Below are 24,326 nucleotides of genomic sequence, written 5' to 3'. Positions count from 1 at the left end.
GCCTACTCGTCGTCGGCGAGGTTGTCCGACAGGATGCCGAGCACCCGGTCCCGCACGCGGCGGGTCCCCTCGTCGCCCAGCTCGTGGGCGACGGCGCCGACGAACACCTCCACGAACACGGCGTGCGCGACCCGGGAGGTGTGCTCCAGCTCGTCGCGGAAGCTCACCCCCGCCGGAGCGATCACCACGGACAGATCGGCGAGGGCGGTGAGCGCCGACGCCGCGAACGAGGTCAGCGCCACGATGAGCGCCGATCCCCGGGCCGCCGACGCCGCCCGCAGGCTCGACTCGTTCGCCCCCGATCCGGAGACGACCAGGCACACGTCGCCGGACGCGAGCCCGGATGCCGCGATCTGCTGCGCGATCGCATCCGGCACGGTCTCGGCGGGGCGCCCGACCGCGGTGAGGCGCATCGACAGGTCGGAGGCGATCGGGGCGCTGAGGCCGTTCGCCACGATCAGCACCCTCCTGGCACGGGCGACCTCGCGGACCACCCGCTCCACCGCCTCCTCGTCGAGCATGCTCACCGCCTGCGGGAGCGACTGCGCGACCCGGTCTATCTCCGCTCGCATCCGCCCCACGACGCCTTGGCCGTAGTCGAGGGCGGGCTCCTGCTGCCCGAGCGTGCCGGCGAGCGCCACCCGCAGCTGCGGGAACCCGCGATAGCCGAAGGACTGGCAGGCCCGGATCACGCTCGACCTGCCGACGCCGACGCGGTCGGCGAGTTGCTGCGCCGTGAGCTCGACGACCTCGTCCGGCGCCTGCAGGATCGCCTCGGCGACCCGCCGCTCGGTCGGCTGCAGGCTGTTCAGCACCGTCGCGATGCGTGCGATGGGGCCGGCATCAGACCTGTGCACGTGCGCCCTCCATGATCCGTCGGCGGATGCTGCCGGAGATGCCGTCGATGAGCATCGTCACGACGATGACGACGAGCAGCAGCACGCCCACCGTCGACCATTCACGGTACTGGGTGTAGGAGGTGAGCATGTCGCCGATCCCGCCGACGCCGATGAGGCCGAGCACCGCCGAGGATCGCACGTTGATCTCGAAGCGGTACAGCCAGAACGACCAGAACGCGGGCTCGGCCTGCGGCCACACCCCCCACCGCAGCACCTGCGAGGTGCTGCCGCCGGCCGCGCGGGCCGCTTCGATCGGCCCCTGCGGAACCGCCTCGACCGCCTCGTAGCCCCATTTGCCCAGTGTGCCGATCCCGTTGATCGCGAGGGCCAGCGCTCCGGTGAACGGCGTGAGGCCGGTGACCGAGAGGATGACGATCGCGATGATGATCTCCGGCACGGCGCGGATCAGCGAGAACAGCACGCGCAGCGCATGGCGCAGCCAGGCCGGGCCGAAGCCGCGCGCGGCGAAGAGGCTGAGCGGCGTGGCGAGCAGGATGCCGAGGATCGTGCCGACCCACGCCATCTCGATGCTGCGCCAGGTCTGCCACAGCGCCTCGGGCAGCTTCTCCCAGTTTGGAGAACCGAACATCAGCACCGCGTACCGGACCATCTCCGCGGGGAGGTCGGCGAGGCGCGCCCAGTTGACGTCGATCGACCAGAAGGCCAGGACGACGACGAGGGTCACCGCGACCGCGATCAGGGAACGGCCCCACCGTCGCGGGCGGGCGGGGAGGCGGTCGCGCAGCGGCACGTGGGGACGGTCTGCGGTCAGGACGCTCACACCAGCCTCCGTCGGATCGCGTCGCTCACCAGGTCGATGACGATCACCACGACGAGCACCTCGAGGATGATCAGCGAGAGCTGGTCGTAGCGGTAGAAGGTGCGCACTGCGTCGATGAGCAGGCCCATGCCGCCCGCGCCGACCAGGCCGAGCACGGTCGAGGCGCGAACGTTCAGCTCGAACACGTAGAGCGTCTGGTTGGCGAAGGCCGGCCAGGCGTCGGGCAGGGCGAGCGTGCGGTTGATCTTCGACTGCGTCGCGCCGACGGCGCGTCCGGCCTCGAGCGGCCCGACGTCGTTGGTGTCGATCGCCTCGGAGACGAGCTTGACGAGGATGCCCACGTTGAACAGGAGCAGCGCGAGGATGCCGGGCAGCGCGCCGACGCCGACCATCGCGACGAGGATCGCGGCGTAGAGCAGGTCGGGCACGCTGCGGACCACGTTGAGCACGCCGCGCACCGCCATGCGGAACGGCGCCTGCGGGTTGGTGCTCCGCGCAGCCCAGAAGCTCAGCGGCAGCGAGACGAGCGCGCCGATGGCGGTGGCGATGACGGCCATCTGCAGGGTCTCGACGAGCGGCGGGATGGTCTTCGGGAAGAAGGACCAGTCGGGCTGCACGAGCTTGACGATCTTGTCCGCACCGTGCTGCCAGTTGCGCGCGATCGCGCCGAAGTCCACGCCGATGCCGATTCCGGGCAGGCACATGACCACGGTGATCGCGACGACGACGAGCGCGATCACCGGCCCCTTCCACGACCCGCGCGGCCGGGCGGGGAGGCGGAGCCGCGCCGGTTCTCCGCTGCTCATGTCAGCCGGTCCGAGGAGGTGAGCGAGCGTCCGTAGATGCTCTCGAAGTCGGTGTCGGTCGCCGACGAGGCGGGACCGTCGTAGACCACCTCTCCGGCCCTCATCCCGATCATGCGGGTGCCGTATTCACGGGCGAGGTCGAGGAGGTGCAGGTTGACGAGCACGGTGATCCCGAGCTCGCGGTTGATCCGGCGCAGATCGTCCATCACGCTCCGCGCGGTGGGCGGATCGAGGCTGGCGACGGGCTCGTCGGCGAGCACGACGCGGGGCTCCTGGGCGAGGGCACGGGCGATGGCGACGCGCTGCTGCTGCCCTCCGGAGAGATCGGATGCGCGGGAGTAGACCTTGGCGAGGATGCCGACGCGGTCGAGAGCCTCGTAGGCGAGCTCCTTGTCGGCCTCGGGGTACAGGCCGAGCTGCGTGCGCCACCACGGCGTGTGCGCGAGGCGTCCGACGAGCACGTTCTGCAGCACGCTCGCGCGACCGGCGAGGTTGAAGCTCTGGAACACCATGCCGATGTCCCCGCGGAGACGCCGCAGCTGCCGACGGGAGGCGCCGTCGACGCGGTGACCGCCGACCTCGAGCTCGCCGGAGGTGATCGGCACGAGGCCGTTGATCGTGCGGATGAGCGTGGACTTGCCCGATCCGGAGAGTCCGACGACGGCGATCATCTCGCCGGCGCCGATGTCGAGCGACACGTCGTTCAGGCCGATGGTGCCGTTCGGGTAGCGGACGGTCACGTGGTCGAGGCGGATCGGCCACGGCGCGGACGCCGGAGTGGTGGCTCCGGCGTCCGCGTGCGGGGTGTGGGAGGTCACTGTTACTTCAGACCCAGCTTCTCGGCCGCGCGGGCGACGACGTCGAGCGACTTCGGGTCGGCGGGCGCGAGCTTGGTGATCGAGTAGATGCTCTGCAGGATCTTCGAGCCCTCCTCGGTGTTCGAGAAGTCCTCGAGAGCCGTGGTGATCTTCTTCTGCAGCGCGGGCGAGAGGTCCTTGCTGAGGGCGACGCCGTCGTTGGGGATCTCGTCGGTCAGTGCGAACACGACGACTTTCTGCCCGACGTCCGCCTTGTCCTTCTTCACGATGTCGCGGGCGTCCCAGAAGCTGAAGCCGACCTCGGCGTCGCCGTTGTAGACCGCGAGCACGGAGGCGTCGTTCGCCGTCACGGGCACCTGCTGGATGTCCTTGTCGGTGTCGATGCCCGCCTCCTTCAGCGCGAGGATCGGGTAGATGTATCCGGCGGGCGAGCCCGGGCCGAGCACCGCGACCTTGGCGCCCTTCACCTTGGTGATCGAGTCGAGGCCCGCCGGGCCCTTCAGCGCGTCGGCCCCGTTGCAGAACAGCTTGCCGTCGCGCTCGACGGGCTTGTCGGCGCAGTACTTGTCGGGGTTGTTCGTCATGAACTGGGCCGGGTAGGTGATGTTGCCGTTGCGCTCGGTCTGCAGCACGGTCTTGGCGCCGTACATGTCGCCGGCCTGCCAGAGCTGCAGCGAGGGCAGGAAGCCGATCTGCGCCTGGCCGGCGCCCATGGCCTCGACGGCGGCCTGGTAGTCCTTCGAGACCACGCCGGTGACGTCGATGCCGAGCTCCTTGGTGAGGTAGTCGGTGAGCGGCTTGGCGGTGTCGACCAGGCCCGACTGATCCTGTGAGGGGACCAGGGCGAGCACGAGGGAGTCCGGGTCGGCCTGGGGCGCGGACGAGCCGCCGGCGTCGGGCGAGCCCGCACAGCCGGCGAGCGCGACGGTGAGCACGGCGCCGGCGGCGACGAGGCCCACGAGGGAGGTGCGGAGGGTGGAACGCATGATCATCCTTCGGATTCGGTGATGCGGGAGGGTGCGGAGGTGAGGTCTGGGGAGATCCAGGCGCGCAGGGCCGGGATCAGGGCCGCGGTGTCGGCGGCGTGCAGGGTGGGCCGGACGCCGGCGGGGGCGTCTCCCCCGACGAGGGCGGTGGCGTGGCCGCGGGCGTCGGCGGGCGCGAGGTCGTTGTGCCAGATGTCGCCGATGCTGATCAGCCGGGCGTCGGCGCCGTACTCGTCGAGGATCGCCGCGAGCCCGTCCGGCTTGCCCGCCGCGGTGACGATGCGGTCGAACAGCCCGGTGAGCCCGAGCGCCTCGAGCGCCTCGGGGATCCGCACCCCCGGGGCGTTCGTGACGAGCACCCGTTCGGCGTCGACCTCGGCGAGCAGCGCCGCGAGTCCGGCGGGCGCCTCGATCGGGGCGTCGGGGCCGGCCAGCAGCACCCGTCCGGCGGCGTAGGCGCGGCCGAGCAGCTCCGGCGAGGCGCCGAACGTCTCGGCGGCGCGGCGCACGGCGTCGTAGCCGTCGAGGCTTCCGCCGTCGGCGATGGCCCGGTCGAGGGCCTGATCGAAACCGGCGGGCTCGCCGAGCTCGGATGCCACGGCACGGGCGTAGGCGCGGACGGGGCCGTCGCCGAGGGCGATGGTGCCGTCGAAGTCGAAGATGAGGATGGGACGTGTCACGTGGTGCTCTCTGCGTGTCTCGGATGCTGTGGACGCTTCGTCCATCATGGACTCCGATTGTGGACATGTCGACCACTTCCCGTGAACGCCCGGTGAACACTTCCGCCGCCGCCCCTTCGCGTCCCGGATTCCCCGCCCACCCCACCGTCTATTCCCCGCAGACCCCGCCGTCTATTCGTCACAAAGTCCCGTTATTCGTGCCGCATTCCGGGACTTTGTGACGAATAGACGGGCTGGGCACGGGCTGGGCACGGGGCGGGGCGCGAGCCTGACGCGGGCGCGAGGCTCGACCCCCGCCGACCGGACCCAGCGCCGGGCCCACCCGGACCCGTGCGGGCCCTGCGACCGGGACGGAGGAGCACGGGCCGCTAGCGTGGAGGCATGCCCGGGATCGATGCGCTCGACGAGGCCGCCGCGCTCGCGGCCGCCGACACGCCCTCCGCCGCCGCGGACGCGCTCGACCACGCCGACGGCATCGGCGAGGCGATCGACGTCGACCGCGAACGGGGCCGCTTCGCGCACTGGGGTGCCTCCACCATCATCGACGAGAACACCCGCGAGCCCGTGCTCCCCCGCGCGCTCTTCGACGCGCTGCACGAGCGCGCCGCCCTCCCGGCGGAGTGGCCGGTCGGCAACGCCGGGCTGCTGCACTGCTACGGGTACCTGCTCTCGCTCGCGCCGACGCCGTACGGCCTGAAGAGGGAGCGCTGGCTCGGCGGCGACCTCGCCCGCGCCCTGGGACTGCCCGACGACCACTTCGTCCCCTGGCACGGAGGCTCGACCCTGCTCGCCCGCGCGACGGATGCGGCGACCGGGCTGCTCGCGAACGCGGAGGCGACCTGGAGCGGTCTCGTGGAGGAACGCGTCGCCGCCGTGGCGATCGGCCCGCGCCGCGGAGCCGCACACGCCCTCGCCTATGCGCTCTCCCCCGCCGCCGGCACCGCTCCGCTGCTGGTCACGATGTTCCCGGTCGAGGATGCGGATGCCGTCCGCACGCAGCTCGAGGGCGAGCCCCCGCGCCTGCGATGGAACGCGGTCTGACCCTCCGCCCCGGACGCGGGTTCACCGGATCGTCGCCCCGCGGACACCCGGCGTACCCCTGCGACTGCTGGGCTTGAGCGGTCCGGCGATCGCCGTTCGCGCGTCGTCCCGGGCATCCGGCATCCGCTCACCGAAGAGGAACAGACAGCGCATGATCCAGTCCATCGGGCGCCGCCGCACGGCGATCGCCCTCACCGCAGGCAGCGTGGTCGCGGCCTCGCTGCTTCTCGCCCCGGCCGCCCAGGCGGCCGGCGATCCGTCCGCCCCCGGCGGCGCCACCCGCAACGACGGCGACCGCACCGCGGAGATCCGCGACGCGATCGTCGACGGCCCCGCCAAGAACGTCATCCTGCTGATCGGCGACGGCATGGGCGACTCGGAGATCACCGTCGCCCGCAACTACGCGCACGGCGCGGGCGGACGCTTCCCCGGCATCGACGCCCTGCCGATCACCGGCTCGTACACCACCTACTCGCTCCACAAGGACGGCACCGTCGACTACGTGCCCGACTCCGCCGCGACCGGCACGGCCTGGGCCACCGGCACCAAGTCCTACGACGGCGCGATCTCGGTCGACATCACGGGCGCCCTGCACGACACGCTCCTCGAGCTCGCCAAGGCGAACGGGCTGAAGACCGGCAACGTCTCCACCGCGGAGATCCAGGACGCGACGCCGGCGGTGCAGGCCGCCCATGTCGCCGGGCGCAAGTGCTACGGCCCGGAGTCGACCTCGCAGTGCGGCGCCGACCTGCTGGAGAAGGGCGGACGCGGCTCGATCAGCGAGCAGATCATCGACACTCGCGCCGACCTCACCCTGGGCGGCGGATCGGCGTCGTTCGCGCAGTCCGCCAAGGCCGGTCCGTGGAACGGCGAGTCGCTGTTCGATCAGGCGACCGACCGCGGCTACCAGGTGGTGCGCAGCGCCGGAGACCTCGCCGGCGTGACCGCGGCGGACCAGTCGAAGCCCGTGCTCGGCACCTTCACCCCGGGCAACTTCCCGACGCGCTTCGCTCCGACGACCGCGACGGTCGGCGGCGCGGATGCGGCGCCGGTGACCTGCACCGACAACCCCGACCGGCTGTCCTCGCAGCTGTCGCTCGCCGCGCTCACCAAGAAGTCGATCGACCTGCTGAACACGGGCGACAAGGGCTTCTTCCTCCAGGTCGAGGGGGCCTCGATCGACAAGCAGGACCACGCCGCGGACGCCTGCGGGCAGATCGGCGAGACCATCGACCTCGACGAGGCTGTGAAGGCGGCGCTCGACTTCGCGAAGAAGGACGGCAACACCCTGGTGATCGTCACCGCCGACCACGCGCACACGTCGCAGATCGTGGACGACACCCCGCCGACCTCCCTGTCGATCGCGCTGCGCACTCCCGAGGGCTCGACGATGAAGGTCTCGTACGGCACGGCGGCGGCCGGCGGCTCGCAGCAGCACACCGGCTCGCAGGTGCGGATCGCGGGCTACGGCCCCGGCGCGGCCAACGTGATCGGCCTCACCGACCAGACCGACAACTTCTTCACCATCGCGAATGCGCTCACGCTCGACCGCGACCTGAAGAAGCTCTCGTCGGGCGCCGCGATCCAGGTGCCGGCGAAGGTCGCGCCCGGCGGATCCCTGCCCGTCACCGTCACCGGCCTCGCGGGCGACCGCCAGGTCGCGGGCGCGGTCGACGCCACGAAGGCGAAGGCCGACGGGCTCGAGATCACGCGCACCGACGTCATCGACGGCGGTGTCGCGCTGAAACTCACGGCGCCGACGGAGCCGGGGACCTACCGGGTCTCGCTCACCGGGGAGCAGACCGGGAAGGCGCTCACCGCGACCTTCACGGTCGCCGACGGCGCGCCCGTCGACCCCACCCCCACCCCCACACCGAGCTCCACGGAGCCGGCGGGCGGCGGGATCGGCGGCGGAGGCGGGGGCAACCTCGCCACGACCGGCGCCGCGGTCGGCGGCACGCTCGCCCTCGCGCTCGCCCTGCTCGCGGCAGGTCTGCTGCTCGCGCGTCACCGCGCACGCCGCGCCTGACGCCCTCGCCGAGCGGCGTCGTCTCTGCGGGGGCGGCGCCGCTCGGCGCATCCCCCCTGCGGCGCCCGGCTCAGCGAGGGGCGTGCGCCTCGAGGAACTCGTACACGTCGGTGGTGTCGACACCGGGGAACGCCCCCGTCGGCAGCGTCGCGAGCAGCGTGCGGGGCGTGCGGACGTTCGGCCAGGACCGCTCCCTCCAGCGCTCCTCCAGTTCGGCGGGCGCGCGGCGGCAGCACGCCTCGACCGAGTGCTTCGACACCCCGCGGTTCGGGGTGTCCCGCCCCACGAACCAGCGGGTGTCGTCGAAGCGCACCCCCACGCTGACCGAGTGCAGCCCCTCGCTCGACGCCTCCACGCGCGCCGTGCACCAGTAGGTGCCGTTGCCCGTGTCGGTGTACTGGTAGTACGGGTTGAAACGGTCCTCCACCTCGAACACCTCGCGGCTGGTCCAGCGACGGCAGCACATCTGCCCCTCGATCGAGCCGAGCCGGTCGGTCGGGAAGTTGACGTCGTCGTTCTCATAGGCCTTGGTGATGGTGCCCGACTCGTGCACCTTCAGGAAGTGCACCGGGATGCCGAGGTGCCGGGTGGCCAGGTTGGTGAAGCGGTGCGCCGCGGTCTCGTACGACACCGAGTAGGCGTCGCGGAGGTCCTCGATCGAGATCGCCCGCCGCGCCTTCGCGTCCTGCAGCACCGGCACGACATGCGCCTCCGGCATGAGAAGGGCCCCCGTGAGATAGTTCGTCTCCACCCGCTGGCGCAGGAACTCCGCGTAGCTCCGGGGCTCCGCGTGACCGAGGATGCGGCTCGACAGCGCCTGGAGCACCGCGGTGCGGGCGTCGCCCTTGGCGGGCACCCGGCTGGACAGGTAGAGCCGCCCGTTCGCGAGGTCGGCCACGCTGCGGGTGGTCTGCGGCAGGTCCGGCGCGTAGTGCAGGGTGAAGCCCAGGTGCGCCGCGATCTCGGAGGCGGTGCGCTGCGTGAGCGGGCCGCCGGGATGACCGACCGCGGACAGCAGCCCGGCCGCCTCCCTCTCGAGGTCCTCGAAGTAGTTGTCCTGCGTGCGCATGAGATGGCGCAGCTCCACGTTCGCGCGCCGCGCCTCCTCGGGCGTCGCGGCGCGTTCGTCGCGCAGCCTCTCGATCTCTCCGTGCAGGGCGAGCATCGCGGCGAGCGCCTCGTCGGGCACCGTACGGCCGATGCGGAACGCGTCGATCCCGAGCGTGCGGAAGGTCTGCCCCTTCATGGCGCGCTCCAGCGCGATCTCCATCGTGCTGCGCGCGTCGAGGGGTTCGCCTTCGAGCAGTGCGTCGATGCTCGTCCCCAGGGCGCGCGCGATGGCCTGCAGCAGCGTGAGCTTCGGCTCGCGCTTGCCCGTCTCGATCATGGACAGTTGGCTGGGGGCGCGACCGATCGTCGCGGCGAGCTCCTCGAGCGTGAGTCCGGCGGCGGTGCGCAACTGACGGACGCGACGGCCGATCGTGAGGGCGTCGGTCTCTTCTGCGGCGTCGATGCGAGGCATGCCGCCGATTCTCTCACAAAAGCAGAAATTCGATTGAATTTCACACGTTGATTGGTCATTCAGGCGCCTGAACTTCACCGAAAGTGGAGACAAGACCCCGCGACTCCCCCTCGGGAACACCGCGACCGCACCGAAGGAGATGCCATGACGAACACCGCACCCCGCCCCGCCGGCCTCCGCGCCGGGGACCAGACCCAGACCGCCGCCGAGCTGCAGGAGATCTGGGACACCGACCCGCGCTGGGACGGCATCGAGCGCACCTACTCGGCCGAGGACGTCATCCGCATCCGCGGTTCGGTCCGCGAGGACTCGACGCTCGCCCGCCGCGGCGCGGAGAACCTGTGGAACCTGCTCCACACCGAGGACTACGTGCGGGCTCTCGGCGCCTACACCGGCGGGCAGGCCGTGCAGCAGGTGCGCGCCGGGCTGAAGGCCATCTACCTCTCCGGCTGGCAGGTCGCCGCCGACGGCAACCTCGCCGGGCAGACCTACCCCGACCAGTCGCTCTACCCCGCGAACTCGGTCCCCGCGGTGGTGCGCCGCATCAACAACGCGCTGCTCCGCCAGGACGGCCTCGAGCACGCGGAGGGCGAGGTCACCCAGGACTGGCTCGCCCCGATCGTCGCCGACGCCGAGGCCGGCTTCGGCGGACCGCTCAACGCCTACGAGCTCGCGCAGTCGCTCATCCAGGCCGGCGCCGCCGGCATCCACTGGGAGGACCAGCTGGCGAGCGAGAAGAAGTGCGGCCACCTCGGCGGCAAGGTGCTCGTCCCCACGCAGCAGCACATCCGCACGCTGAACGCGGCCCGCCTCGCGGCCGACGTCGCCGGGGTCCCGACGGTGATCATCGCCCGCACCGATGCGCTGGCCGCCGACCTCCTCACCAGCGACGTCGACGAGCGCGACCAGCGATTCACCACCGGTGAGCGGACCAGCGAAGGCTTCTACCGCATCCGCGCCGGCATCGAGTCGGTCATCAGCCGCGGCCTGGCCTTCGCGCCCTACGCCGACCTGATCTGGGTGGAGACCGGGGAGCCCGACATCGAGCTCGCCCGCGAGTTCGCCGCCGCGGTCCACGCGCAGTTCCCGGGCAAGCTCCTCGCCTACAACTGCTCGCCGAGCTTCAACTGGAAGCGGCACCTGTCGGACGCCGAGATCGCGACGTTCCAGCAGGAGCTGGCCGACCTGGGCTACAAGTTCCAGTTCATCACGCTCGCCGGCTTCCACGCCCTGAACTACTCGATGTTCGACCTCGCCCGCGGCTACTCGGAGCGCGCCATGAGCGCCTACGTAGAGCTGCAGGAGGCCGAGTTCGCCGCCGAAGCCGACGGGTACACCGCCACCAAGCACCAGCGCGAGGCGGGCACCGGCTACTTCGACGTCATCTCCACCGCGCTCAACCCCGACAGCGCGACCCTCGCCCTCGCGGGCTCCACCGAGGCCGCGCAGTTCCACTGACCTCCGCGTCGCTCGCTCGACCCGGCACCGGTCGTCGAGCGAGCGGAGCGAGACGAAACGCCCATTCCACGAAGGACCACGATCATGACCATCACCGCTTCCACCCGCCAGGGCCCCGCGATCGAGATCACCGGACCCGGACACGACCGCTTCGACGAGATCCTCACCCCCGAGGCCGTCGCCTTCCTCACCGAGCTGCACCACCGCTTCGCCGCACGCCGGCACGACCGGCTCGCCGACCGGATGCGACGCCGCTTCGAGATCGGCAACGGCCACGACCCGTCGTTCCGCGGCGACACCGCGCACATCCGCGAGGACGCCGACTGGCGCGTCGCCGGCGCCGGCCCCGGCCTGGAGGACCGCCGCGTCGAGATCACCGGGCCGACCGATCCGAAGATGACGATCAACGCGCTGAACTCCGGCGCCCGCGTGTGGCTCGCCGACCAGGAGGATGCGACGAGCCCCACCTGGGCCAACGTCATCGGCGGGCAGCTGTCGCTCCGCGACGCGATCCGCGGCGAGCTGACGTACACGAACGAGGCGGGCAAGGAGTACCGCGTCACGGCGGAGCACACGCCCACGATCGTGATGCGGCCGCGCGGCTGGCACCTGATCGAGAAGCACATCTCGTTCATCGATCGCACCGGCCGGGAGATGGCCGCGTCCGGCTCGCTGGTCGACTTCGGGCTGTACTTCTTCCACAACGCCCAGGCACTGATCGACGCCGGGCGCGGCCCGTACTTCTACATCGCGAAGCTGGAGTCGAGCGAGGAGGCGCGGCTCTGGGACGACGTGTTCACGTTCAGCGAGGACTTCCTCGGCATCCCCCACGGCACCATCCGCGCGACGGTGCTGATCGAGACGCTCCCGGCGGCGTTCGAGATGGACGAGATCCTCTACGAGCTGCGGGACCACTGCGCGGGTCTGAACGCCGGGCGCTGGGACTACATCTTCTCGATCATCAAGACCTACCGCGGCCGCGGCGCCCGGTTCGTGCTGCCCGACCGCAGCGAGGTGACGATGACGGTGCCGTTCATGCGGGCCTACACCGAGCTGCTCGTGCAGACCTGCCACCGGCGAGGCGCCTACGCGATCGGCGGCATGAGCGCCTTCATCCCGAACCGCCGTGATCCGGAGGTCACGGAGCGGGCGCTCGAGAAGGTCTCGGCCGACAAGAAGCGCGAGGCGGGCGACGGCTTCGACGGCACCTGGGTGGCGCACCCCGATCTGATCCCCGCCGCCCAGGCGGAGTTCGACGCGGTGCTCGGCGACCGTCCGAACCAGCTCGACCGCCGCCGGGACGACGTCGAGGTCACCGCGGCGCAGCTGATCGATCTGCACATCGGCCGCCCGATCACCGCCCGGGGCGTGCGCGACAACGTGTCGGTCGGCATCCGCTACATCGAAGCCTGGCTGCGCGGGCAGGGCGCCGTGGCGATCGACAACCTCATGGAGGATGCCGCGACCGCCGAGATCTCCCGCTCCCAGGTGTGGCAGTGGATCCAGCAGGATCGCACGACCGAGGACGGCACCCCGATCACCGCCGACTACGTGGAGGGGCTGATCGTCGAGGTGCTCGGCGAGTCGGACCGCTTCGAGGGCGATCGCTTCGAGGAGGCCGCGGACGTGTTCCGCGAGGTCTCCCTGCGCGAGACCTTCCCCGCGTTCCTCACGCTCGGGGCATACTCGAAGCACCTCGCCGAGGCATGACCCGCCGCGTGGTCAGTTTCGGCAGGTTTTCCCCGGGATTCCTGCCGAAACTGACCACGCGATCCCCCGAAGGAGAGAGCATGACCAGCACCGCAGACCTCTACGACGACCACGGCGACGCCCTGCAGTCCCTGCCGATCCAGCTCCGCTCCTTCGGCGGGACGACCACGTTCGAGGGCCCGATCCGCACGGTGCGATGCTTCCAGGACAACCTCCTGCTGAAAGATCTGCTCGCCACACCGGGCGACGGGGCGGTGCTCGTGGTCGACGGCGACGGATCGTTCGGGACGGCGCTCATGGGCGACATGATCGCGCAGAGCGCCGTCGACAACGGCTGGGTCGGCGTGGTGATCCACGGCTGCGTGCGCGACAGCGTCGCCCTCGGCGGGATGCCGCTCGGGGTGAAGGCGCTCGGCACCAACCCCCGCAAGAGCGCCAAGACCGGGGCCGGAGACCTCGACGTCGAGCTCTCCTTCGGCGGCGTCGTGTTCCGCCCCGGGGCCCGGCTCTACGCGGACGAGGACGGCGTGCTCGTCGAGCGCTGACCCACGGACGTTCGGCATCCCCGGCGATGTTCCGCACCCGCGGCACGTTCACACCGGATGCCATCCGTCGCCGCGGATGCGATCCGTGCGGGCTCCCGACACGCGCCCGCCGCCAGGCCTCAGCCCCGCCGGCTCTCCTCCCGCCGGCGTCCGAGCTTCGACGGCCACCAGATCCGCGGGCCGATGTCGTAGGCGAGCGCCGGGACGAGCAGGGTGCGCACCACGAAGGTGTCCAGCAGCACGCCGAAGGCCACGATGAAGGCCAGCTGCACCAGGAACAGGATCGGGATCACCGACAGGGCCGCGAAGGTGGCGGCCAGCACGAGCCCTGCCGAGGTGATGACCCCTCCGGTCACGGCCAGCCCCCGCAGCACGCCCTCCCTCGTCCCGTGCGCCTTCGACTCCTCGCGCACGCGCGTCATGAGGAAGATGTTGTAGTCGATGCCGAGCGCCACCAGGAAGACGAAGCCGTAGAGCGGCACGGCGGGGTCAGCGCCCGGGAAGCGGAAGACTCCGTCGAACACGAGCGCCGAGACCCCCATCGCCGCGCCGAACGACAGCACGGTGGTGAGGATGAGGAGCATCGGCGCGAGGATCGAGCGCAGCAGCAGCATGAGGATCAGCAGGATCACGCCGAGCACGACGGGGATGATGAGGTTCCTGTCGTGGATCGACGCGTCGTCGGTGTCGATCGCGGTGGCGGTGACTCCGCCCACGAGCGCATCCTTGCCGTCGAGCCCCGCCCGGAGGTCGCGCACGGTCCGCTCGGCCGCATCGGAGTCGGCCGCGTCGGTGAGCGTCGCCTGCAGCAGCACGTCGCCGTCGACGACCGTGGGGTCCGGGGGCGGCGTCCCCGGCGCGCCGACCGCCTGGATCCCGTCGGCGGTGACCGGCGCCGACCCGCTCGGCGAGCCGGAGGCCGTCACCGAGACGGCCGACACCCCGTCATGCGCGCGCAGCACGTCGGCGACCTCCTGCATCGCCGCCTCCGGAACGACGACATAGGCGGGACTGCCCGAACCGCCGGGGAAGTGCTCGCCGAGGGCCGTCTGGCCGTCCCGCGCCTCGGACGCGCCGAGCACGAGGTCGGACTGCGGGACGCCGGATGCCTCGAGCCGTACGATCCCGACGGCAGCGACGAGCAGCACCGCCGCGGTCGCCAGCCAGATCACGCGCGGACGCCGTCGCACGGCCTCCGCGAGCCGCGCCCACAGCCCGGACGCCGGCATCCCGCCCTCCGCCGCGACCGCCTCGGGCTCGTAGACCGGGCGCTGCGGCCAGAAGACGGCGCGACCGAAGAGCAGCAGCAGTGCCGGGAGCAGGGTGAGCGCGGCGAGCATCGCGAAGACGATCCCGATCGCGGCCACGGGACCGAGCGTGCTGTTCGACTTGAGGTCGCTGAGCAGCAGGCAGAGGAGCCCCGCGATGACGGTACCCCCGGAGGCGACGATCGGCTCGAAGGCGCCCTTCCACGCCGCCGCGAGCGCGGCGCCCTTGTCGCGGGTGGAGCGAAGCTCCTCGCGGAATCGCGCGACCAGGAGCAGGGCGTAGTCGGTCGCCGCCCCGATCACCAGGATGAAGAGGATGCCCTGCGTCTGCCCGCTGAGCAGCAGGATCCCGCCCTTCGCCATCCACCACACCACGAGCAGCGCGACGCACAGCGCGAACAGGCTGGTGGAGAGCACGACGAAGGGCAGCAGGAGCGATCGGTAGACGAGCACGAGGATCACGAGCACCGCGAGCAGCGCGACGCCCAGCAGCAGGCCGTCGATGCCCGCGAAGCCGGCGACGAGGTCGGCGCTGAACCCGGCCGGGCCGGTGATGAGCACAGAGACGCCGGACGGCAGGGCCTGCGTCAGATGAGCGCTCAGGGCCGACACCGCGTCGCCGAGGTCGGCCCCGCTGCGGATCGGGATGAACGCCTGAGCGGCCTTCCCGTCGTCGGAGGGCAGCGCCGGCGACACCCCGTCCGCCACGCCGTCGACCGCGGTCGCCGAGGAGACCGCGTCGCCGATGGCCTTCAGGTCATCGGCGCCGAGCCTGCTCTCCGACACGAAGACGGCGATCGCCGGGACGTCCTCGCTGTCGTTGAACTCGCCGAGCATCTTCTGCACCTTCGTGGCGTCCGCGGACTCCGGCAGATACGCGGTGCGGTCGTTCGAGGACACCTCGTCGATCTTGCCGAACAGCGGACCGCCCAGCGAGGCGCCGACGAGCCAGGCGAGGATGAGCACGGCGGGGACCAGGATCCGCACCCCGGAGCGGTGTCCGGGGCGGGTGCGGGTCTCCGCGGGGGCGGTGCGGGGCATGTCTCCTCCAGACGTCTCCCTAATTATGCTAGCTAAGCTAGTAAATTGCCAAGCGTGATAATTGCCGGCGAGTAGCATGACCCCATGCAGAGTCACGGCCCCGAGGCACCCGGCGACGCCGCCGCCGGGCCTCCGGCACGCGACGGGATCGCCGACGAGGCGATCTACGAGGTCGACGCCAACGACCCCGGCCACACCCTCATCGAGCGCGCAGGGATCCCGCCGGAGGACCTGCGGCAGATCACCGATCTCATGACCGCGATCGGACGCCTCCGCGAGGCCGAGCAGCGCCTCGGCGAAGCCTCCCGCAAGTACATGCGCCTGGGCGACACCGACATGCGGGCGCTGCACTACCTCATCGTGTGCGCGCACCGCGACGCGATCGCCACCCCTGGCGCGATCGCCCAGCACCTCGGCATCTCCACCGCCTCCACCACCAAGCTCCTCGACCGGCTCGAGCGCGACGGGCACGTGGTCCGCGCCGCGCACCCCACCGACCGCCGGGCGCTCGCCATCACGATCACGCCCGAGACCCACCGGGCGGCGATGGAGACCGTGGGGCGCCAGCAGTCCAAGCGCTTCTACGCGGCAGCGCGCCTCACCCGTGAGGAGCGCGACGTGGTCATCCGCTTCCTGCGCGACATGACCGAGGAGATCACGCTGCGCGACGAGCCGTGGGCGCGCCCGGGCGCGAGTAGCATCTAAGCGTGACCGAACGCGCACCCCTCTCCCGCAAGCTCTCCGCCATCGCCGAGTCCGCCACGCTCAAGGTCGACGCCAAGGCCAAGGCCCTCAAGGCCGAGGGCAAGCCCGTGATCTCCTATGCGGCGGGCGAGCCCGATTTCGCCACTCCGCAGTTCATCGTGGACGCCGCGGCCGAGGCGCTCACCGACCCGGCGAACTTCCGCTACACGCCCGCCGCCGGTCTCCCGGCCATGCGCGAGGCCATCGCCGCGAAGACGCTCCGCGACTCGGGCCTCGAGGTCGACCCCTCGCAGGTGCTCGTCACCAACGGCGGGAAGCAGTCCGTGTACCAGGCGTTCCAGGCCGTGGTGAACCCGGGCGACGAGGTGCTGCTGCCCGCGCCGTACTGGACCACGTACCCGGAGGCGATCCGCCTCGCCGACGGCGTCCCGGTCGAGGTGTTCGCGGGCGCCGACCAGGACTACAAGGTCACCGTCGAGCAGCTCGAGGCCGCGCGCACCCCGCGCACCACCGCGCTCGTCTTCGTGTCCCCCTCCAACCCCACCGGCTCGGTGTACACCGCCGACGAGACGCGGGCCATCGGCGAGTGGGCCGTCGAGCACGGCATCTGGATCATCAGCGACGAGATCTACCAGAACCTCACCTACGACGGGGTCACCGCCACCTCGATCGTGCAGGCGTCGCCGGAGGCTGCGGGGCAGACGATCCTGGTCAACGGCGTCGCGAAGACCTATGCGATGACCGGATGGCGCCTCGGGTGGATGGTCGGCCCCGCGGACGCGATCAAGGTGGCCGCGAACCTCCAGTCGCACCTGTGCAGCAACGTGAACAACATCGCCCAGCGCGCGGCGATCGCGGCCCTCAACGGCCCGCAGGACGAGGCCGAGCAGATGCGCCAGGCCTTCGACCGTCGCCGGCGCCTGATCGTCGCGGAGCTGTCCAGGATCGACGGGCTCGTCGTGCCGAACCCGCACGGCGCGTTCTACGTCTATCCCGACGTGCAGGGCCTCCTCGGCCGCACCTGGGGCGGTGTGACGCCGACGACCTCTCTCGAGCTCGCCGACCTCATCCTCGACCAGGCGCAGGTCGCCGTCGTCCCGGGCGAGGCCTTCGGTCCGTCCGGATACCTGCGCCTCTCGTACGCCCTCGGCGACGAGGCCCTGCTGGAGGGCGTCCAGCGCCTGCAGCGCCTCTTCGCCTAGTTCCCCCGGCGGGCCGCCCCGCGCCCGCGTTTCCCGCTGGGTGGTCAGTTTCGGCAGGTTTTGCGCCGAAAACCTGCCGAAACTGACCACCCAGCGGGAAGGGGCCGGGCTCAGCCCTCGTGGCCGATGAGCCAGCGCACCCCGTACCGGTCGACGAGCGTGCCGTCGTGGTCTCCCCACGGGCGCTTCTGCAGCGGATCGATCACACGTCCCCCCTCGGCGAGCGCGGCGAACCAGCGGGCCAGCGTCTCCGGATCCGCGGTGCCGAGCAGCGAGAGAAACATCCCCGCCATCCGCACGGACTCCTCGCCGTCCGCGGCGTCGGCCCCCGCGAGCTCGACCGGGCCCTGCACGAGCATCCCGTGCGCGACCGCGTCCGCCGGGCCGTCCGTTCTGCCGGCCTGGGCGTAGGTGAACATCCGCACCTCCCCGCCGAAGACCTCGCGATAGAGGGACAGCGCCTCGCGGGCGACACCGGGGAACAGGAGATACGGGACGAGTCCGGACATGCGGCGAGTGTACGCCGCCCCGGGCTAGAGCTCCACGTCGACGAGCACCGGCTCCGGCTGGAGCAGCAGCCCGAACTCGGCGTGCACGCGGCTGCGGATGAAGCGCGCCAGCTCGGCGACCTCCCCCGCGGTGGCCCGCCCCCGGTTGGTGAGGGCGAGGGCGTGCTTCGTCGAGACCCCGGCCCGGGACTGCGGGAGCTTGAACCCCTTGCGGATGCCGGAGTGCTCGATCAGCCATGCGGCACTGACCTTCACGTCGCCGGAGCGCTCGGCCATCGGCGGCACGATACCTCCGTACCCGTCGAGGGGGATGACCGTGACGGCATCCAGGTCGGGCTGGACGGGCCACCGTGGACACTCCGGGGGCAGCGCTCGGGCGACCTGTTCCGGGACGATCGCGTTCTGGAAGAACGATCCGGCGCTGTAGGTGTCCGGGTCGTCCGGGTTCAGCAGCATCCCCTTGGCGGCGCGGGTCTCGAGGATCCTCTCCCGCACCCACGCGAGCGGCACCGGGGCGTCCGACTCGAGGCCCAGGGCCCGACGCAGCTGCTCGCCGCGCACGACGCGCGTGCCGTCGCCGGCGACGGCGAGATCGAGGGTGACGCTGAGGATCACCGCCCGGCGCTCCGGCACGGAGCCGTAGTGATGCTTGAGCACGGACGTGCGGAAGCCGAGGCCCAGCTCGGCGGCGGGCACGGTCTGCACGTCGCCCGTCGACTCGTCGATCAGCTCGACCTCGACGAGGGTCTCCTGGATCTCCTGCCCGTACGCGCCGACGTTCTGCACGGGGGCGGCGCCGACCGTGCCGGGGATGCCGCTCATCGCCTCGATCCCCGCGTAGCCGCGCTCGACCGCGTAGGCGACCAGGGCGTCCCAGTCGTGTCCGGCCTGGGCGCGCAGCCGAACCCGCCCGGCATGCGGCGAGGGCAGCTCTTCGACGCCGTTCGAGAGCACCCGGATCACTGCTCCCTCGAAGGGCTCGTCTCCGACGAAGAGGTTCGACCCTCCGCCGAGCACGAACCATTCGTCGCCGGTCGCCCAGACGTCGCGCAGCGCGCTCACGAGCTCGTCGCGGGTCGAGGCGTCCAGCATGCGCGCAGGGGCGGCGCCGGTGCGGAGCGTCGTCAGCTGCGCGAGCGGGATCGGGGTGATCTCTGTCATGCCTGCCTGCGCCATCAGAGCGCGACGCGCAGCTGCGCCTTGGCGAGCACGGTCGTCTCGCCGTGCGTCACCTTCAGATCGATGCGGGCGACGTCGTCGGCGATCGCACCGACGGTCGCGACCACGGTCACGTCGGCTCCCGCGACGGGGTCGACGACGACCGGCTTCGTGAAGCGCACGCCGTAGTCGACGATGCGCGCGACGTCACCCAGCGCGGCGACGACGACCGACGACGCGATGCCCATGGTCAGCATCCCGTGCGCGAGCACTCCGGGGAGGCCCACCTGCGCGGCGACGTCGTCGCGGTAGTGGATGGGGTTGAAGTCTCCGGATGCCCCGGCGTAGCGCACCAGCGACTCGCGGGTCAGGTGCACGGTGCGCTCGGCGACCACGTCTCCGACGGCGAACGTCATCACTCCCCCTCTCCGACCAGCAGCACGCTGGTCGCGGTGACGACGTGCTCTCCGGAGGCGTCGCGGATCTCGGCCTCGCTGGTGATCATCGCGTTGCCGCCGAGTGTGCGGACGCCGGTGACCTGCAGCTGCGCGGTCAGCTCGTCGCCCGCCACGATCGGCCGCGTGTACTGGAACCTCTGCTCGGCGTGGATCGTGCGGGACAACACGATGCCCGAGTCGGGGAGACCCAGCAGCTGCTGGAGCGTGAGGTCCTGGACCACCATGGCGAAGGTCGGCGGTGCGACCACGTCGGCGTATCCGAGGGCCCGAGCGGCCTCGACGTCGGTGTGCAGGGGGGCGTCGGCGAACACGGCGCGCGCGAACTCGCGCACCTTCTCCCGGCCGACGAGATACGGGGCGGTCGGCGCGAACGCGCGCCCGACCAGATCAGGGTTCACTGCCACCCCTCGATCCTATCCAGCACGGCGCCGCATCCGGGGCCGCCGTCGGCCGGGAGAACCTCAGGCGCGGCGCATCCGCAGCGCCTTCACCGCGAGCTGGACCGCGATGAACACGAGGTAGGCGGCGAAGAGCACGTTGCCGACGAAGGGGTCGATGAGACGCGCGAGCCAGGCGCCGAGTGCGGTCATCGTGCACGCGGAGACGCCGATGATGGCCGCGGCGGTGAGATCGACGTTGCGGTGCCGGAGGTTGCCGATGGTGCCGGACACCGCGGTGGGGATCATCATCAGCAGCGAGGTGCCCTTGGCGACGAGGTCGCTCACGCCCATCCCGAGCATGAGGGCCGGGACGACCACCACTCCCCCGCCGACACCGATGAGCCCGGCGAGGACGCCCGTGAAGACGCCGATCACCACGAGGATCGCGCCCGTGAGCCAGGTGAGCTCGAGGTGGGCGTCGCGCGAGGGCACGATCACGAACAGCGTCACGATGACCACGACGATGAAGCCGACGAAGATCCACAGCAGCACGTGCTGGGGCACCTTCGGCAGCAGGCGCGTCCCGATCTGCGCCCCGACCACCGCACCGGCGGCGAGGATGAGCGCGGGGACCCACGCGACCGACCCCGACATCGCGTACGAGATCACGCCGACCGCTGCCGTCGGCACGATCGCCGCGAGGGAGGTGCCCGCCGCGAGGCGCTGATCGAAACGCAGCAGGAGCACGAGCAGCGGGACGATCACGGTGCCGCCTCCGACACCGAAGAGACCGGAGAGGAGTCCGGCGATCAGGCCGATCGCGATGAAGCCGAGGTAGGCGCGGGGCGTCCGGGTGATCGGCTTGTCGTCCTTCACCGCTCCAGCCTAGCCCCGCGTCCGGACCCGTCCATGCGGCTCAGATCCTCGCAGAGATGTCGCCGTCGCGCAGCGCCCCGCGACGGCGGCGTTCGAGGCGCCCGGCGAGGAGGCCGAGCAGCACCAGCTGTACGACCTGCAGGCCGAGGAGAGGTTCGAGCATCACGTCGGAGAAGCCCCGCGCATCGCCGGCCCGGACGAGCACCCGGTATCCCGTCAACCCCGCGGCGAGGGCCCAGATCAGCCATCCGGAGAGGGCCGCGGCCGGCAGCGTCCGCGGCCGGAGACGAGGCGGCATCTGCAGGAGGACCAGCAGCACGACGGCGACGGCGCCTGCCACGAGGCCGATGACGATCGACGCCTCCGCATCCGCGAACCTGTTCTTCCGCGACGGCGGGTCGATCTGCACCGCGGCGACGAGCACCGCGCACAGCGCGAGAACGTATCCGGCGAGCCACAGGACGCGCGCGATGCGGAGACCTCGTCCGGTCTCCGGCTCCTGCTCCCGTCGTGCGTTCACGCCCCGACGATATGCCACCTGCGAGGTGCGGAGATATTCCTGGGACTCCGTCTCAGACTGTGCGACACTGAGGAACATCGAGGCGATGCTGCCCGACGCCCGTGCTGCGCCACAGATCGAAGGAGATCCCATGTTCCGAAGCCTCTACCCCGAGATCGAGATCCCCGACGTCTCGATCTACGACTACCTCTTCGGCGATCTCGACGAGTCGGCCCTGGACTCCGTCGCCATCGTCGACGGCATGTCGGGCGCGGAGACGACCTATCGCCAGCTGGTGCAGCAGATCCAGCTGCTCGCCGGCGCCCTCGCCGCCCGCGGCCTCGGCGTCGGCAGCACCATCGGGATGCTCTGCCCGAACGTCCCCGCCTTCGCCACGGTATTCCACGGCATCCTGCGCGCAGGCGCGACGGCCACCACGATCAACGCGCTCTACACTGGCGAGGAGATCGCGAACCAGCTCGAGGACGCCGGCGCCGACTGGCTCTTCACGGTCTCGCCGCTGCTCGCCGGCGCGAAGGCGGCCGCCGCGATCCGCGGGATCCCCGACGAGCGGATCGTCGTGCTCGACGGCGCCGAGGGCCACCTCGGCCTCCGCGACCTGCTCGCCGAGGGCCACGCCGCTCCCGAGGTGACCTTCGACCCCCGCACCCACGTCGCCGTGCTGCCCTACTCCTCAGGCACCACCGGCCGCCCCAAGGGCGTGATGATCACGCATCACAACCTCGTCTCGAACGTGGCACAGTGCCGTCCCGTGCTCACCGTCGGCCCGGACGACCGCGTGCTGGCAGTGCTCCCGTTCTTCCACATCTACGGCATGACGGTGCTGCTGAACTTCGCCCTCCGCCAGCGCGCGGGCCTGGTCACGATGCCCCGCTTCGACCTACCCGAGTTCCTGCGCATCATCGCCGAGCACCGCACGACCTGGGTCTTCGTGGCCCCGCCGATCGCGGTCGCGCTGGCGAAGCATCCGATCGTCGACCAGTACGACCTCTCGGCCGTACGCGTGGTGTTCTCGGGGGCAGCGCCGCTCGACGGCGCGCTCGCCTCGGCTGTCGCCGCCCGCCTCGGATGCGAGGTCGTCCAGGGCTACGGGATGACGGAGACCAGTCCCGCGGTCAACCTCATCCCCGCCGAACGGACGGACATCGACAAGTCGTCGATCGGCCCGCTGGTGCCCAACACCGAGGCGCGCCTCGTCGATCCCGACACCGGCCTCGACGTCGAGGCTCCCACGGGGGGCCCGAGCGCACCCGGCGAGCTGTGGGTGCGCGGCCCCCAGGTCATGCTCGGCTACCTCAACCGGCCGGATGCGACCGCCGACATGCTCGACGCCGACGGCTGGCTGCACACCGGCGACATCGCCACCGTCACCCCCGAGGGGATCTTCCGTATCGTCGACCGGCTCAAGGAGCTCATCAAGTACAAGGGCTACCAGGTGGCCCCGGCGGTGCTCGAGGCCGTGCTGCTGGAGCACCCGCAGATCGCGGACTCCGCCGTCATCGGCGCCAACGACGAGGACGGCCAGGAGGTGCCGAAGGCCTACGTGGTGGTGCAGCCCGGCGCGGACCTCACGGCCGACGACGTGATGGCCTTCGTGGCGTCGAAGGTCGCCCCGCACGAGAAGGTGCGCATCGTGGAGTTCATCGATCAGATCCCGAAGTCGAGTTCCGGCAAGATCCTGCGCAAGGACCTCCGCGCCCGGGTCTGAACCCGTCTGATCCTTATCCGTGTCCCGATTCGCGGACGACGTGCCGATTCCCGGACGGATCGGCCGGATACGTCCGCGGATCGGGACACCGTCCGGGATCTGACCCGTCCCCGGGACCCGACCCCGGCCCGGGCCTCGTCCCCGCCCCGACCCCGTCCCGAATCCCGGACAACACCCCGGATCCCGGACAGAACGGCCGGATACGTCCGCGGAACGGGACACCACCCGCAGACCGGGACACCGCCCGCCGATCGGGCCTCATCCCGACCCCGCCCGATTCGCGGACGACGTGCCGATTCCCGGACGGATCGGCCGGATACGTCCGCGGATCGGGACACCGTCCGGGATCTGACCCGTCCCCGGGACCCGACCCCGGCCCGGGCCTCGTCCCCGCCCCGACCCCGTCCCGAATCCCGGACAACACCCCGCATCCCGGACAGAACGGCCGGATACGTCCGCAGAACGGGACACCACCCGCAGAACGGGACACCACCCGCAGAACGGGACACCACCCGCAGACCGCGCCTCGTCCCGTCCCCGTCCCGAATCCCGGACAACACCCCGGATCCCGGACAGATCGGCCGGATACGTCCGCGGATCGGGACACCGTCCGGGATCTGACCCGTCCCCGGGACCCGACCCCGGCCCGGGCCTCGTCCCCGCCCGAATCCCGGACAACACCCCGAATCCCGGACAGAACGGCCGGATACGTCCGCAGAACGGGACATCACCCGCAGAACGGGACGCCGGCAGACGGAGAAGCCCGCCTCCCCATCGGGGCGGCGGGCTTCTCCGTGGATACGAGTCTTACTCGGCCTTCTCCTCGGCAGCGGCCTCCTCGGCCGGCGCCTCCTCAGCCGGGGCCTCGGGAGCCTCCTCGACGGGAGCCTCCTCCGCGGGCTTCTCCTCGGCCTTGGGGGCCTCAGCCTTCGCGGCGGGCTTCGCAGCCTTCTTCTTCGGCGTGACGGGCTCGAGGACGAGCTCGATCACGGCCATCGGAGCGTTGTCGCCCTTACGGTTGCCGACCTTCGTGATGCGGGTGTAGCCGCCCTCACGCTCGGCGACGAGCGGAGCGATCTCGGTGAACAGGACGTGCACGACTTCCTTGTCACCGATGACCGACAGCACCCGGCGACGAGCGTGCAGGTCGCCGCGCTTGGCGAACGTGATGAGGCGCTCGGCGAGCGGACGCAGGCGCTTGGCCTTGGTCTCGGTCGTCTTGATCG

General features: G+C 71.3%; 23 protein-coding genes. 8 read left to right on the top strand and 15 right to left on the bottom strand.

The features are described 5' to 3' along the window. Positions 1 to 2: 2 nt before the first annotated feature. From ABWO84_RS06955 to ABWO84_RS06930, 6 genes are read right to left on the bottom strand one after another with little or no spacing between them, the layout of a single operon-like run. Positions 3 to 857 (bottom strand): MurR/RpiR family transcriptional regulator, encoded by an 855-nt coding sequence (locus ABWO84_RS06955; RefSeq protein ID WP_353113795.1) that lies wholly within the window; start codon positions 855 to 857, stop codon positions 3 to 5. Next, complete coding sequence (gene phnE, locus ABWO84_RS06950) at positions 844 to 1,671, bottom strand: phosphonate ABC transporter, permease protein PhnE (protein WP_502915401.1); 828 nt, start codon at positions 1,669 to 1,671, stop codon at positions 844 to 846. Before phnE (ABWO84_RS06950) ends, ABWO84_RS06955 begins: the two co-directional genes overlap by 14 nt. Positions 1,672 to 1,676: 5 nt before the next feature. Next, the gene (phnE, locus tag ABWO84_RS06945) at positions 1,677 to 2,486 is read right to left on the bottom strand and encodes a phosphonate ABC transporter, permease protein PhnE (protein WP_353113793.1); all 810 of its coding nucleotides are present in this window, start codon (positions 2,484 to 2,486) and stop codon (positions 1,677 to 1,679) included. Then, a complete protein-coding gene (gene phnC / locus ABWO84_RS06940) occupies positions 2,483 to 3,304 on the bottom strand; it encodes a phosphonate ABC transporter ATP-binding protein (RefSeq protein WP_353113792.1) in 822 nt (273 codons plus the stop codon). Before phnC ends, phnE (ABWO84_RS06945) begins: the two co-directional genes overlap by 4 nt. A gap of 2 nt (positions 3,305 to 3,306) precedes the next feature. Continuing rightward, complete coding sequence (gene phnD, locus ABWO84_RS06935; protein ID WP_353113791.1) at positions 3,307 to 4,290, bottom strand: phosphate/phosphite/phosphonate ABC transporter substrate-binding protein; 984 nt, start codon at positions 4,288 to 4,290, stop codon at positions 3,307 to 3,309. Positions 4,291 to 4,292: 2 nt separating this feature from the next. Then, on the bottom strand, positions 4,293 to 4,970 hold the full coding sequence (locus tag ABWO84_RS06930) for an HAD family hydrolase (protein ID WP_353113790.1): 678 nt from the start codon (positions 4,968 to 4,970) through the stop codon (positions 4,293 to 4,295). A 381-nt stretch (positions 4,971 to 5,351) separates the two neighbouring features. Here ABWO84_RS06930 and ABWO84_RS06925 point away from each other — a divergent pair, with 381 nt between their 5' ends. After that, a complete protein-coding gene (locus ABWO84_RS06925) occupies positions 5,352 to 6,011 on the top strand; it encodes an amino acid deaminase (RefSeq protein ID WP_353113789.1) in 660 nt (219 codons plus the stop codon). Between the two features lie 151 nt (positions 6,012 to 6,162). Then, complete coding sequence (gene phoA / locus ABWO84_RS06920) at positions 6,163 to 8,040, top strand: alkaline phosphatase (protein WP_353113788.1); 1,878 nt, start codon at positions 6,163 to 6,165, stop codon at positions 8,038 to 8,040. A 70-nt stretch (positions 8,041 to 8,110) separates the two neighbouring features. On the opposite strand, the gene ABWO84_RS06915 is transcribed toward phoA, so the two are convergent. Continuing rightward, complete coding sequence (locus tag ABWO84_RS06915; RefSeq protein ID WP_353113787.1) at positions 8,111 to 9,562, bottom strand: helix-turn-helix domain-containing protein; 1,452 nt, start codon at positions 9,560 to 9,562, stop codon at positions 8,111 to 8,113. Between the two features lie 144 nt (positions 9,563 to 9,706). On the opposite strand from ABWO84_RS06915, the gene aceA reads away from it, so the two are divergent. The 3 genes from aceA (at position 9,707) to rraA (ending at position 13,275) form a co-directional block, all read left to right on the top strand. Then, positions 9,707 to 11,020, top strand: a complete 1,314-nt coding sequence (gene aceA / locus ABWO84_RS06910) for an isocitrate lyase (protein WP_353113786.1) — start codon at positions 9,707 to 9,709, stop codon at positions 11,018 to 11,020. Positions 11,021 to 11,104: 84 nt separating this feature from the next. Then, positions 11,105 to 12,730: a malate synthase A gene (gene aceB, locus ABWO84_RS06905; RefSeq protein WP_353113785.1), complete on the top strand. Its 1,626-nt coding sequence runs from the start codon at positions 11,105 to 11,107 to the stop codon at positions 12,728 to 12,730. Between the two features lie 80 nt (positions 12,731 to 12,810). Then, entirely contained in the window at positions 12,811 to 13,275 is a 465-nt protein-coding gene (rraA, locus tag ABWO84_RS06900; RefSeq protein ID WP_353113784.1) for a ribonuclease E activity regulator RraA, read from the top strand. A 119-nt stretch (positions 13,276 to 13,394) separates the two neighbouring features. Here rraA and ABWO84_RS06895 read toward each other — a convergent pair whose 3' ends face one another. Continuing rightward, positions 13,395 to 15,584 carry an MMPL family transporter gene (locus ABWO84_RS06895; protein WP_353113783.1) on the bottom strand — a complete coding sequence of 730 codons (2,190 nt, stop codon included), beginning with the start codon at positions 15,582 to 15,584 and terminating at the stop codon, positions 13,395 to 13,397. Positions 15,585 to 15,668: 84 nt separating this feature from the next. Between ABWO84_RS06895 and ABWO84_RS06890 the strand changes: the two genes are divergently transcribed. Both ABWO84_RS06890 and ABWO84_RS06885 read left to right on the top strand, forming a co-directional pair. Further along, positions 15,669 to 16,289 carry a MarR family winged helix-turn-helix transcriptional regulator gene (locus tag ABWO84_RS06890; protein ID WP_353113782.1) on the top strand — a complete coding sequence of 207 codons (621 nt, stop codon included), beginning with the start codon at positions 15,669 to 15,671 and terminating at the stop codon, positions 16,287 to 16,289. Between the two features lie 2 nt (positions 16,290 to 16,291). Beyond that, positions 16,292 to 17,491, top strand: a complete 1,200-nt coding sequence (locus ABWO84_RS06885; RefSeq protein ID WP_353113781.1) for a pyridoxal phosphate-dependent aminotransferase — start codon at positions 16,292 to 16,294, stop codon at positions 17,489 to 17,491. A gap of 110 nt (positions 17,492 to 17,601) precedes the next feature. Here the strand turns inward: ABWO84_RS06885 and ABWO84_RS06880 are convergent, their stop codons facing one another. From ABWO84_RS06880 to ABWO84_RS06855, 6 genes are read right to left on the bottom strand one after another with little or no spacing between them, the layout of a single operon-like run. Then, on the bottom strand, positions 17,602 to 18,000 hold the full coding sequence (locus tag ABWO84_RS06880; protein WP_353113780.1) for a VOC family protein: 399 nt from the start codon (positions 17,998 to 18,000) through the stop codon (positions 17,602 to 17,604). Positions 18,001 to 18,024: 24 nt separating this feature from the next. Continuing rightward, positions 18,025 to 19,176 (bottom strand): UDP-N-acetylmuramate dehydrogenase, encoded by a 1,152-nt coding sequence (locus ABWO84_RS06875; protein ID WP_353113779.1) that lies wholly within the window; start codon positions 19,174 to 19,176, stop codon positions 18,025 to 18,027. Continuing rightward, a complete protein-coding gene (locus tag ABWO84_RS06870) occupies positions 19,176 to 19,574 on the bottom strand; it encodes a MaoC/PaaZ C-terminal domain-containing protein (RefSeq protein WP_353113778.1) in 399 nt (132 codons plus the stop codon). The genes ABWO84_RS06875 and ABWO84_RS06870 overlap by 1 nt, the downstream gene beginning before the upstream one ends. Beyond that, entirely contained in the window at positions 19,574 to 20,020 is a 447-nt protein-coding gene (locus ABWO84_RS06865; protein WP_353113777.1) for an FAS1-like dehydratase domain-containing protein, read from the bottom strand. The genes ABWO84_RS06870 and ABWO84_RS06865 overlap by 1 nt, the downstream gene beginning before the upstream one ends. Positions 20,021 to 20,077: 57 nt before the next feature. Then, entirely contained in the window at positions 20,078 to 20,872 is a 795-nt protein-coding gene (locus ABWO84_RS06860; RefSeq protein ID WP_353113776.1) for a sulfite exporter TauE/SafE family protein, read from the bottom strand. 40 nt (positions 20,873 to 20,912) lie between these two features. Then, positions 20,913 to 21,392 (bottom strand): hypothetical protein, encoded by a 480-nt coding sequence (locus ABWO84_RS06855; RefSeq protein WP_353113775.1) that lies wholly within the window; start codon positions 21,390 to 21,392, stop codon positions 20,913 to 20,915. Positions 21,393 to 21,522: 130 nt separating this feature from the next. Between ABWO84_RS06855 and ABWO84_RS06850 the strand changes: the two genes are divergently transcribed. Further along, positions 21,523 to 23,100 carry an AMP-binding protein gene (locus tag ABWO84_RS06850; protein ID WP_353113774.1) on the top strand — a complete coding sequence of 526 codons (1,578 nt, stop codon included), beginning with the start codon at positions 21,523 to 21,525 and terminating at the stop codon, positions 23,098 to 23,100. Between the two features lie 807 nt (positions 23,101 to 23,907). Here ABWO84_RS06850 and rplQ read toward each other — a convergent pair. Next, positions 23,908 to 24,324, bottom strand: coding sequence for a 50S ribosomal protein L17 (rplQ, locus tag ABWO84_RS06845; RefSeq protein ID WP_353113773.1), 417 nt, complete (start codon positions 24,322 to 24,324; stop codon positions 23,908 to 23,910). Positions 24,325 to 24,326: the final 2 nt, after the last annotated feature.

It is taken from the genome of Microbacterium sp. (genome assembly GCF_040394595.1).
Lineage (GTDB): Bacteria > Actinomycetota > Actinomycetes > Actinomycetales > Microbacteriaceae > Microbacterium.
This window is presented reverse-complemented; position numbering and strand designations above follow the sequence as displayed.